Genomic DNA, 11,789 nt, shown 5'->3' on the forward strand with positions numbered 1-11,789 from the left:
GTTTAGAAGTTTTTTATTGTTTGTTCTTTATTTTGATTAAAATCTCTTAACGCATTTTCTGCTGGAATCATATGTTCCTCATAATTATCAAACTTAAACTCCAACCGTTCAATTGCTGTGTTTAATTCTGATGCTTTTTTCTTTAATTCCTTGATTTGGTCGGCAATGATTTCTTTACGCGCAGGAACGGTTTCATTTCCTACTTGAAATAAAGTTAAATACTCCACTAAGGATTCAATAGATAACCCAGCGTTTCTCATCTGTCTACTAAAAACGATCCAGCGTAAATCTTCCTCATCAAAATCACGAATTCCATTAGCACTACGCTTCACAGGCGGAATCAACCCAATACGTTCATAATATCTGATCGTATCAGCAGAAACACCACTTAACTCACTAACTTTCTTTATATTCAAGTCTTATTCCTCCCCTTTGCACTGCTCTTAGGTCTTTTACTATTTTATTATAGTACAATTTTCTAATCTTTTACAAACTCTCTTATTAATTTGAAAAACATCTCATACGATAAATAACGTCTTTATTGTGCATCATCGGGCAATTTCTTTTGGGATCTGCTTCAAAAATAATAATATATCATCAGATAAAACTTTCAATTTGATGATAACTAAAAAGTAGCAACTCTAGCAACTAACTCACTAATTTTACCGGTAAACAAACAATCCCCCATTGCTATATTCATGTAATCGACAGGTCTTATTAATTCCGCTGGCTTTGGCAACACAACAGCCTGACTCTTTTCTAATATTTCAGCCACAAATTGAGAACAAAAATAATATTTTTTTCTTTGATATGGAATCGAAAACTTGCAGCATACTAGCCCAATGATACTATAACGATATTGTCCTTTTTCTGTTATCATTCGTTGAACTTCTTTCATGGCGTGCGCAAAGACCGATTTTGGCACTTTCAATTCATACAAGGCACACGGCATATCTTTGTGATAGCCAAAAAAACAATTGGTCAAGCTTTCTTGAACTAACCCTGCTGGTAAAGGAAAATGGGTATGTTTACGACCAAAACTATAGAATTGGGTCAACGTTTTGTCAAAAGAAATAGAAACATGTGTGTAATCATCTGACGTAGCCAAATGAATCAGTCGTGAAATATACGTTTTAGAACGAGTTAATAAAATATAAATAGTTTTCATCATTGTCTCCTTTTATCAGTTCATCTCTCGATCACTGTATCACTTATCTGATACAGTGATGATAACTTTATTCTATTCACTTTCGTTTTTTAATGTTATATCAAGGGTATAATTTAGCAGGGATAGCTATAAAATTACAGAAATACAAAATACTTCTTGCTGCATTCAGTTTGATTGAATGCAACAAGAAGTATTTAAACTGTCTGTCTTAAAGAAAAGCTTCATTTTTCCTTGTAAGTTCTAACCGTATTTGAGATGGAAGCGATGCTGTAAAGAAGTGAGTCTTCGTAGTTACTGTCTATATCCGCATCTAAAACATCATTAAACATTGCTTCATATTCAGCGATAGATAATCTTTTTCGTTCTACTAATTGTTTTTGATGGATATCTGCAAGTAATTGTTGTTGGTATCCCTCAACTAACTTTCCACTAAAGAATTCCGCTACAGTACCAGATCCATAACTGAATAATCCAATTTGTTCACCCGCATTCAATTGACCATTTTCTAATAATGAAATCAACCCAAGGTACAATGAACCTGTATATAAATTGCCGACTTGCCGACTGTACACAATACTTGCTTCATATTTAGCTAAAATTCGTTCTTGTTCTTCTGGTGACTCATCTTCTAAAGCTGCTAACAATGCTTTTTTTCCCATTTTTGTATATGGAATATGAAAAGCTAGTGCATCAAAATCAGCGATTGTCTTTTTATGACGGCTCTGATATTCCTCCCAAATTTTTTGAAAAGCTTGAATATAAGTTTCATTAGATAATTGTCCATCCACCATTGGATAATCATGTCCAACGGGCCGCCAAAAATCATAAATATCTTGTGTCAGTGCCACACTATCATCATTTAACTGTAAAATTCTTGGATCAGCGGAAACAAGCATTGCCACCGCTCCTGCTCCTTGTGTCGGTTCTCCTCCAGAAGCTAAGCCGTATTTTGCAATATCAGAGGCAACGACTAGCACTTTACTTTTCGGATGACTTTTAATATGCGCAACAGCATACTGCAAAGCTGCCGTTCCAGCATAACAAGCTTCTTTCATTTCAAAAGCACGCGCAAATGGTTGGATCCCTAACAAGCGATGCAAAACAACTGCAGAAGCTTTTGACTCATCAATGCCAGATTCTGTACCGACGATCACCATATCGATTTGTTCTTTATCTTCATCCGCTAAAATATTTTTTGCAGCATTTGCCGCAAAAGTCACAATATCTTGTGTTTTTTTATTTACTGCCATTTTGTCTTGTCCAATACCAATATGGAATTTATTTGGATCTACCTCTCTCGCTAAAGCTAAATCGGTCATATCTACGTAGTATGGTGGGACAAAAAAACTAATTTTATCTATGCCAACGTTCATTGTATATCTCCTTTGTCGTTATTCTCAATTCATTACATAGTATAATTTATCATAAATTCGAGTAAGATTGGTAGAAATAAGAACAATTTAAAATTTGTTAAAGAATTTCAGAAGTTTTTTTATTATGGTTTATAGAGTATTCTTTTTTCACAAAGCATGGTATATTTCATAGTGGAGGTGACGTCGTGGAAATCGTAATTATCGACGCCTTGAGAACGCCTATCGGCAAGTACCGAGGACAATTAAAATCATTATCTGCAGTTGAACTAGGAACAGCTGTTACAAAAGAGTTACTTATAAGGAATACAAAAGCCGCAGAACATATAAAACAAGTCATTTTTGGAAACGTATTACAGGCCGGAAATGGACAAAACCCTGCAAGACAAATTGCACTCAACAGTGGATTAGGCTTTGATGTCCCTGCCTTTACTGTAAATGAAGTGTGCGGATCTGGCATGAAAGCAATCAGCTTAGCCAAACAAGCTATTCAATTAGGTCAAGCTGACGTTATTTTGGCTGGTGGAACAGAAAGCATGACAACTGCTCCTGCTATCACGTACAAAGAAGAAGACACTTATTCAAAACCTGCTCCAACTATGATGGTAGATGGCTTAACCGATGCTTTTAGCGGTAAAGCAATGGGCTTGACGGCGGAAAATGTTGCTGAACAGTTTAACATCACACGAGAAATGCAGGATCGTTTTGCTGCACATTCCCAAATAAAGGCAGCTAAAGCACAATCAGAAGGAAAGTTTGTGAAAGAAATAGTTCCTTTGACGATCAATGACGTTATTTTTGATTACGACGAAGGTATTCGAAAAGATACAACTTTAGAAAAACTAAGTACGTTAAAAACGGTATTTAAAGAAAACGGTTCTGTCACAGCAGGAAATGCCTCAACAATCAACGATGCATCTTCAGCAATGATCTTGGCTTCTAAATCGTTTGCAGAAAAACATCAGATTCCTTATATTGCTATTGTCAAAGATGTTACTGAGGTTGGTATTGATCCAAGTATAATGGGCATCTCACCAATTAAGGCTGTTCAAACCTTATTAGAACGCAACAATTTAAAAGTTCCAGATATCGATTTATTTGAAATCAATGAAGCGTTCGCCGCTTCTTCTATTGTTGTTCAAAATGAACTAAAGATACCTGAAGAAAAACTCAACATTTGGGGCGGTGGCATTAGCTTAGGTCATCCGATTGGTGCTTCTGGAACGCGCATCGTAGCAACTTTAGCTCACCAATTAGAAGACATCAATGGTCGCTATGGAGTGGCTTCGCTGTGTGTTGGAGGAGGCCTTGGGCTTGCTATGTTGATTGAGCGTCCTCAACAAACCAAAACAGATAAAAAGTTTTATCAACTATCCAAAGAGGAACGATTAACATTTTTACAAACAACAGGTCATCTTTCTATAGAAAGCAAGCAAGAATTAGAAAATATATCATTAGATGAAGATACCGCTAATCATTTGATTGAAAATCAAATCAGTGAATTGGCCGTACCAATGGGTATTGTTCCGGATATTTTAGTAAATAATAAAAGCTATCAAGTCCCTATGGCAACAGAAGAACCATCTGTCATTGCAGCCTGTAGTAACGGAGCAAAAATGATTCAACAATCTAGCAGCATTCAAAGTGAATTGGCAGAAGGACTTTTACGCGGTCAAATTGTTTTTATGAATGTTACAGATTCAGCACCAATAGAAGAAAAAATCAACCAGTTCTCGGCAGAAATTTTCGCCCAAGCTGAAAAAAGCTACCCTTCTATCGTGAAACGAGGCGGCGGCTTAAAAAGAATCCAAATCCGTCATTTCCTAGAGAATAGCAGCTATTTATCAATAGATTTACTTGTTGATACTAAAGACGCAATGGGAGCCAATATCCTTAATTCCATTTTAGAAGGTGTCACTGATTTATTCCGTCAATGGTTTGATGCTGATATATTATTTAGCATTTTAAGCAACTATGCAACTGAATCGATAGTAACCGCTACTTGTGATGTTTCATTTACTAGTTTAAGTAAAACAGGTGATTTAGAAGCTGGAAAATTAGTTGCGAAGAAAATTGCAGCAGCTTCGCAACTTGCTCAAATAGATCCTTATCGTGCGGCCACACACAATAAAGGCATTATGAATGGCATCGAAGCTGTAGTCTTAGCAACTGGGAATGATACTCGTGCAGTGGCTGCCGCAGCTCATGCCTATGCTGCTACAGGCAGCTATCATGGTTTAAGCCGCTGGGAACTTACTGAATATGGTTTAAAAGGTACAATTGAGTTACCATTGGCGATTGGAACCGTTGGCGGTGCCATTAATGTTTTACCTAAAGCCCAGGCTGCTTTAGAGATTTTAAACGTAACAACTGCAAAAGAATTGGCGGAAGTAATTGCCGCCGTCGGTTTAGCACAGAATTTAGCTGCTTTACGGGCACTAGTCTCAGAAGGTATTCAACAAGGTCATATGTCCTTACAAGCTCGCTCTCTAGCAATGTCTGTTGGTGCAAAAGGCACAGAAATCGACATCATCGCTGAAAAACTAAAAACTGGTTTGATGAACCAAGACAAAGCCTTAGCGTTTTTATTAGAACTGAGACAATAATCATTTATGTAGACATAACAAACAAAAATAAACTAAGCCTGTAGATGCTCTTCATTAGCTACTTGCTTAGTTTTTTCATATTGACTTTTCGCTCGCCAAAATTGTTATAGCTGAATTTGGATGTCGCTCTCACTACAACTAATTTTGTTTTTTAAGTAAAAATTCGTTTATTGAGAATCCTTTATTTTTCTAATTTTTATTTCAAGCTGTTACAATTCATTTTGAGGTGAAAATAATGGTTTTATCGATCATTTTCTTTGTTTTAGGTATTTTATCATTATTTAAGTACAGAGCAACAAAAGAGAAACTATTTATATATATTGCATTATCTTATTTTACTTTTTCATTCATTATAGGTTTTATTCTTCATTATCTTTTTGTTTAGCTGCTTTACAAATCTTATCATTTAACTGAGCACCGTAAAAAATAAATGAGCAATAAAATAAAAAAATAAAACCCCTTGATCATCAAGGGGTTCATTGTTAATTAATAACAAGTTTTTAACGACGGATTTCTTTAATACGAGCTGCTTTACCATGTAATGCACGTAAGTAATAAAGTTTCGCACGACGAACTTTACCATAGCGTACTACTTCGATTTGAGCAACACGTGGAGTGTGTAATGGGAATGTACGTTCCACACCAACACCGTTAGAAATTTTACGTACTGTATAAGTTTCGCTGATACCAGTGCCGCGGCGTCCGATAACAACTCCTTCAAATAATTGGATACGTTCGCGAGTTCCTTCGACTACTTTCGCATGAACGCGAACAGTGTCTCCAGGACGAAACGCAGGAATATCCGTACGTAGTTGTTCTTGTGTTAATTCTTGAATTAATGGATTCATTCTTTTTTCTCCTCATTCCAAACATTCTTATGACTCTTGTCACAGCGGAATATCGTAATAGTTGAGCGCTTTGCACTCACTGAAATAGTTTAACATAGCTATTCATTGCTGTAAAGGGATTTTTCTTTAAAGAGGCCTTATTTTCTATTCCTCTGCTGACTTCTCTTCTTCAATGATCTCTGCAAGAAATTTTTTCATTTCAGTATCAAGCTCCATGGTTTCCAACATATCTGGACGTCTTAAGTAGGTTCTCCGCAATGATTCTTTCAACTGCCATTCGGCTATCAATTTATGATTTCCATTTGTCAAAACTTCTGGTACACTCATTCCATTGAATTCAGCTGGACGTGTATATTGCGGATGCTCTAGTAAGCCAGTTGAATGTGAATCGGTTTGTGCAGAAAGCTTATTCCCTAAAACATCAGGAAGTAAACGGACTGTTGCATCGATCATGACCATCGCGCCTAATTCTCCACCAGTTAATACGTAATCTCCTAATGAAACTTCATCAGTGACTAAAGAACGAATACGCTCATCATATCCCTCATAGTGACCACAAATAAAAACTAAATGCTCTTCCTCAGAAAATTCTTCCGCCATTTTTTGGTCAAACTGTTTACCCGCTGGATCTAGTAAAATCACACGTTTTTTAGTTTCCGGCGATGCTTCTTCAATCCTTCGTAAGTTCTCATAAATCGGCTGAACTTTCAGCAACATTCCAGCTCCACCACCATATGGATAATCATCGACCGACTGATGCTTATTATCTGAATGATCACGGAAATTAGACACATCGATTTCAAGTAAATTTTTCTCTACAGCTTTTCCAATGATCGATTCTCCCATCGGACCTTCAAACATTCTTGGAAAAAGCGTCAATACATCAATTTTCATCGTCAATCAAACCTTCTGGAATTTCTACACGAACAATTCCTTCTTCTAAATCGATCGACTTAACAACAGATTCGATATAAGGAATCAAAGCATCTTTTTTCTTTGGTCTTTGAACAACCCAGACATCATTTGCGCCTGGCGAAAGAATTTCTTTGATTTTCCCTAATTCTTTTTCGTTTTCGTCAATAACAGTCAATCCAATGATTTCGTGATAATAAAACTCATCGCCTGGTAAATCAGCTAAATCATCTTTTGATACTTTTAAAATCCCATCACGGTATTTCTCAACATCATTAATAGAAAAATGATCTTCAAACGTTACAATATCAAAATTTTTATGTTTTCGGTGAGTCTTGATCGTTAACTCGATCGGCTCTTTTTTTTCTTGAAATAATGTCAAAACTGATCCTTTTTTATAACGCAACTCTGGAAAATCTGTTTGAGAAATTATTCGTACTTCACCCTTTAAGCCTTGAGTATTGACGATCTTTCCAACATTTAAATATTCAGTCACTTAAAACCCTCATTTCAAAATTTTAGTCTTTCTCATTCTACCATTTCTATAGCACGAATTCTATTATATATACATAAAAAGAAAGCCATTCAATCAAGAATCGCTTTCTTTTTTATTACGCATTCACGCCAGTTAAAGTTCCATATATCAAGAATAGATTCAGTGCTGTCAATACAATTGCGATGATCCACGCTAAAACTTTCACCCACATTGGATTAGCGAAACGACCCATGATTTTTTTATCACTCGTATACATCGTTAAAGGAATGATCGAAATTGGCAACGCAATACTTAAAAATACTTGGGTGTACAATAATAAATCTTCAACTGCCGATTCTCTGCCGCCATAAATAATCACACAAATAATAACGGGTACGATCGCAATCAAACGCGTTACCACTCTACGCATCCACAATGGCATTTTTAAGTGAATGAACCCTTCCATAACGATTTGACCCGAAAGTGTTCCGGTGATCGTAGAATTTTGACCTGAGGCTAGCAATGCGATTGCAAATAAAATACTTAAAACAGGACTAGCAATATGCCCAACGATATCAGGATTTTTCAATGCATCAAACAAATCTACAAACTTACCTAAGTCACTATTTGTTCCATAAAACAAAGCTCCACCTAGTATCAGCAATAGACAGTTAACAATAAATGCCACCGTCAATTGTATGTTTGAATCCCAAATCGTGAAACGAATTGCTTTTGCTTTCTCTTCATCATCATTGCGATCAAATTTTCGTGCTTGAGCAATTGAAGAGTGTAGGTATAAATTGTGAGGCATAACAGTTGCCCCGACAATTCCTAAAGCTAAAAACAGCATTGATTTGTCAGTAGCAATTTTCGGATCTGGAATAAATCCACGAAGTACTTCACCAATAGTTGGATCAGCTAGCGCTACTTCGTATGCAAAAACAAAAAAGATAACTGCTATTAAACAGGCAACAATTGCCTCGATTTTTCTAAATCCTAATTTTGTTAATAGTAATAACAATAGGACATCAAACGTTGTAATCAATACACCAATCAATAACGGAAAACCAAATAGTAATTGTAAAGCAACAGCCCCACCAATTACCTCAGCAATATCCGTCGCCATAATTGCAAGCTCAGTAATGATCCATAAAACAAAACCTGTTTTTTTGCTTGTATGTTCCCTAGTTGCCTGTGCTAAATCTCTCCCTGTCACGATACCTAGTTTAGCTGCCATACTTTGAAGTAACATCGCAATCAAGCTTGATAGTAAAATAACACTTAGTAATGCATATTTATATTCTGCCCCTCCAGCAATTGAAGTGATCCAATTACCTGGGTCCATATAGCCAACTGCTACAAGTGCTCCCGGTCCACTATAAGCCAACAATGTACGCAAAAAGCTAGCATTTTTAGGAACATCAACTGTATTGTTGATTTCTTCCAAACTAGGACCATTGGCATATTCCAACAACTTCTCCGCTTCACTTTTCTCTTCTTTCATCTTTTATCCTTCTTCCAACTATAAATCATAAGGTTTATATTATTATATTTTTAGGCACGCCATAATCCTTAAAACAATTATAATCCTCTCATTGTTTCTTGTAAATAGGAAACTCTCGGTTATTTTTTATTTTAGGGCTAAAGTAGGATGTTTTTGGAAAAATTTCTTTGTATAATAATCGTAACAAGTTGATTCTTACAACTTTGTTCGTGAAATTTGATAAATAACAATGGTAAAATAATACAAAGACTTTTATACTAAGGATAGTTACTTTATCTAGCTTCATAGCTAGTTTCAAGGGAAATAATAAAATATCGTGTATGATAAAAAGCGTCACAAACATATTTTTATTATGAGACCAAATGAGTCCTAAATTAAGGAGATGATAAACATGAGCATCGCGCTTTCAAGAAAAATTATTAACTGCATTTCAATCGTAGGAATCATAGCAACGATTGCTATGACGATTTATTTTATACGATTAGGTGTTTTTAAAGATATCAATGCTTTGAGAGGATTAGTCGGTGACTCAGTTATCATGGGACCTATTCTATTTATGTTGATCCAAATCATTCAAGTAGTGATCCCAATTATCCCAGGAGGCATCAGTTGTGCCGCTGGCGTTCTGATATTCGGTCCAGTTGCTGGATTTATCTATAATTATGTTGGAATCGCAATCGGTTCTGTTATCATTTTTCTATTGGGTCGCCAATATGGTAAACCTTTTATTCTAAGTTTAGTTAGCGATAAGACCTATGATAAATATATTGGTTGGTTGGATAATGAAAAACGGTTTGAACGTCTCTTCGCATTAGCAATTTTTCTTCCAATCGCACCAGATGACACTCTTTGTCTGATGGCTGGTTTAACAAAAATGTCTTTAAAGAAATTTACGTTGATTATCATTTTAGCAAAACCCGTTTCAATCTTCTTGTATAGTTTAGCCTTGATCTACGGCGGTACATTCTTAAACGGTTTACTAGGCGTTTAACGCTTAAAACTATATAATAGAAACAAGTGCAGGATAGGATGCCACAGTATCCTATCCTCTTTTATTTTAAGTGTGTAGGGGTGGATTAAATAATGAAATACTTTAAAAATAGTTTTAAAAATATCATTGATTTCTTTTCAGGTACATCGTCTTATTTTCGAGATGTTTTATTGATGCATGGCTTTATGCTTTTTGTACTGCTTCCTCTTTTGGCAAGCTCGACACGTTTTATATTAAAACAAGGAAACATCAATTATCTGTCTTATGATACAATTCCAATTATCTTCTCTAAGCATCCTGGAGTTCTGATCGCCTTAATTATTGTACTGTTAGCAACAGTGATTGCGGTCTTTTTTGAATTTACTTTTTTACTTTTAAGTGTTTTTTTTATAAAGAAAAAAGAACCAATCTCTCTAACAAGTTTGTTAAAAGGAACGGTTCTTCAACTTAAAAAAATTCGCTTTAGTACTGTACTTTTTTTCTTATTTTATTTTTTCTTAGTTTTACCGCTTAGTGGCTTAGGGTTTAATTCAGATTTATTGGCGAAAATAAAAATACCTGCATTTATCATGGATTTTATCTTTGCTAACCGAGTAACAATCATTGCTTTAGTCATTCTAGGTTACTTACTTTTCTTCTATCTTTCTATTCGCTTGATTTTTGCATTGCCAGAAATGATTTTAAGAGATGTTCCGTTTCGCCAAGCCGTTAAAGAAAGCTGGAGATCCACGAAGCATCATTTTTTCAGGATTCTAGGACAATTTATTGTGATCGGCGGCAGTATTCTTTTAGTTTTCGTATTTAGCTATACAGTAATACTAAGCGCTCAAGCGATTATTGAAACTGCATTTCCAAGTTACGCTTTAGCTAGTGCTGTAATCGCAATGACTCTTTTACAATTTATTTTGCTCCTGAATATTATTTTTTCAACTGTCGGCATTTTTTATATCACGATCGACTATATGGATGATGAAGGATTTTTGCCAGAACTTCCGCAGTGGTTTTTTGATCAACCAAAACAGCCTAGAAAAAAATGGACAGCTGTTAAAATCGGCTTATTTTCTCTTACCTCTGCCCTATTCGGTATTGGTGTCGGTGCATATAATACCACTTATCTAAGTAACCCATCACTATCAGAACCCTTAACGATATCTCACAGAGGTGTCGATGCAGCAAATGGTGTTCAAAATACATTACCTGCACTTGAAAAAACTAGTTTAGAGCACCCTACTTACGTAGAAATGGATATACAAGAAACGAAAGACAAACAATTTGTTGTCATGCATGATTTCAATTTGAAAAAGCTTACGGGTGTCAACAAAAGACCTAATGAACTTACTTTAGCAGAACTTGTCAAATTGACTGCTAAAGAAAATGGCATGGAAGCCAACGTCTGTTCCTTTGATGAATACCTTGAAAAAGCAAAAGAGTTGGGGCAAAAATTATTGATTGAGATTAAAACAACACCGCAAGATAGCCCCGATTTGGTTGAACGTTTTACTCGAAAGTATCGTCAGATCATTTTATCAGAAAAACATATTCTGCATACATTGACCTTTGATACAGCTACTCAGTTAAAAGAACAAGAACCTGACTTTTATGTTGGTTACATCCTTCCTTTTAACATTGTTGGGCCTCCTATTTCAAATGTAGATTTCTTTACGATGGAATATACTACTTTAAATCAAAACTTTATCAATGCAGCTCATAATGATGGTAAAAAAGTCTACGCTTGGACTGTTAATGATGAAGATACGATGACACGGATGATGTTTTATGGAGTGGATGGTATTGTTACTGACGAATTAAGGCTACTCAATAAAACCATCAAAACAGATTTAGATGAGCTTACGTATTCAGACAAATTATTGCATTTTGTTATCGGGATTGGTTAAATAATACACATCATAGAGAG

General features: G+C 35.5%; 9 protein-coding genes and 1 pseudogene. 3 read left to right on the forward strand and 7 right to left on the reverse strand.

Going from position 1 to position 11,789, the window contains the following annotated elements; all coding sequences use genetic code 11:
• Positions 1-2 precede the first annotated feature (2 nt).
• The 3 genes from AC4BB7_RS09830 to AC4BB7_RS09840 form a co-directional block, all read right to left on the reverse strand.
• Positions 3-416 carry a MerR family transcriptional regulator gene (locus AC4BB7_RS09830; RefSeq protein ID WP_490482901.1) on the reverse strand — a complete coding sequence of 138 codons (414 nt, stop codon included), beginning with the start codon at positions 414-416 and terminating at the stop codon, positions 3-5.
• Positions 417-625: 209 nt separating this feature from the next.
• Complete coding sequence (locus AC4BB7_RS09835; protein ID WP_490482902.1) at positions 626-1,168, reverse strand: hypothetical protein; 543 nt, start codon at positions 1,166-1,168, stop codon at positions 626-628.
• Between the two features lie 221 nt (positions 1,169-1,389).
• Complete coding sequence (locus AC4BB7_RS09840; RefSeq protein WP_490482903.1) at positions 1,390-2,541, reverse strand: hydroxymethylglutaryl-CoA synthase; 1,152 nt, start codon at positions 2,539-2,541, stop codon at positions 1,390-1,392.
• A gap of 185 nt (positions 2,542-2,726) precedes the next feature.
• Here AC4BB7_RS09840 and AC4BB7_RS09845 point away from each other — a divergent pair, with 185 nt between their 5' ends.
• On the forward strand, positions 2,727-5,144 hold the full coding sequence (locus tag AC4BB7_RS09845) for a hydroxymethylglutaryl-CoA reductase, degradative (RefSeq protein WP_490482904.1): 2,418 nt from the start codon (positions 2,727-2,729) through the stop codon (positions 5,142-5,144).
• A gap of 500 nt (positions 5,145-5,644) precedes the next feature.
• Here AC4BB7_RS09845 and rplS read toward each other — a convergent pair whose 3' ends face one another.
• The 4 genes from rplS to AC4BB7_RS09865 form a co-directional block, all read right to left on the reverse strand.
• The gene (gene rplS, locus AC4BB7_RS09850) at positions 5,645-5,992 is read right to left on the reverse strand and encodes a 50S ribosomal protein L19 (RefSeq protein WP_010772344.1); all 348 of its coding nucleotides are present in this window, start codon (positions 5,990-5,992) and stop codon (positions 5,645-5,647) included.
• A 144-nt stretch (positions 5,993-6,136) separates the two neighbouring features.
• Positions 6,137-6,886 (reverse strand): tRNA (guanosine(37)-N1)-methyltransferase TrmD, encoded by a 750-nt coding sequence (trmD, locus tag AC4BB7_RS09855; protein WP_490482905.1) that lies wholly within the window; start codon positions 6,884-6,886, stop codon positions 6,137-6,139.
• Positions 6,876-7,400, reverse strand: a complete 525-nt coding sequence (rimM, locus tag AC4BB7_RS09860) for a ribosome maturation factor RimM (RefSeq protein WP_086313346.1) — start codon at positions 7,398-7,400, stop codon at positions 6,876-6,878. The genes trmD and rimM overlap by 11 nt, the downstream gene beginning before the upstream one ends.
• 115 nt (positions 7,401-7,515) lie before the next feature.
• Positions 7,516-8,883 carry an Nramp family divalent metal transporter gene (locus AC4BB7_RS09865; RefSeq protein WP_086313348.1) on the reverse strand — a complete coding sequence of 456 codons (1,368 nt, stop codon included), beginning with the start codon at positions 8,881-8,883 and terminating at the stop codon, positions 7,516-7,518.
• Between the two features lie 601 nt (positions 8,884-9,484).
• On the opposite strand from AC4BB7_RS09865, the pseudogene AC4BB7_RS09870 reads away from it, so the two are divergent.
• Both AC4BB7_RS09870 and AC4BB7_RS09875 read left to right on the forward strand, forming a co-directional pair.
• Positions 9,485-9,874: pseudogene (locus AC4BB7_RS09870) on the forward strand (TVP38/TMEM64 family protein); the annotation flags it as partial.
• Between the two features lie 92 nt (positions 9,875-9,966).
• Positions 9,967-11,769, forward strand: a complete 1,803-nt coding sequence (locus AC4BB7_RS09875) for a glycerophosphoryl diester phosphodiesterase membrane domain-containing protein (RefSeq protein ID WP_490482906.1) — start codon at positions 9,967-9,969, stop codon at positions 11,767-11,769.
• Positions 11,770-11,789: the final 20 nt, after the last annotated feature.

The sequence above is a fragment of the Enterococcus sp. AAFC-DPL-5182 genome (assembly GCF_058216605.1).

Excerpts from the sequence above, each read along its gene's own strand:
- AC4BB7_RS09840 (WP_490482903.1), bottom strand. The coding sequence starts at position 2,541 with ATGAACGTTGGCATAGATAAAATTAGTTTTTTTGTCCCACCATACTAC.
- rplS (WP_010772344.1), bottom strand. The coding sequence starts at position 5,992 with ATGAATCCATTAATTCAAGAATTAACACAAGAACAACTACGTACGGAT.
- AC4BB7_RS09835 (WP_490482902.1), bottom strand. The coding sequence starts at position 1,168 with ATGAAAACTATTTATATTTTATTAACTCGTTCTAAAACGTATATTTCA.
- AC4BB7_RS09865 (WP_086313348.1), bottom strand. The coding sequence starts at position 8,883 with ATGAAAGAAGAGAAAAGTGAAGCGGAGAAGTTGTTGGAATATGCCAAT.
- trmD (WP_490482905.1), bottom strand. The coding sequence starts at position 6,886 with ATGAAAATTGATGTATTGACGCTTTTTCCAAGAATGTTTGAAGGTCCG.
- AC4BB7_RS09875 (WP_490482906.1), top strand. The coding sequence starts at position 9,967 with ATGAAATACTTTAAAAATAGTTTTAAAAATATCATTGATTTCTTTTCA.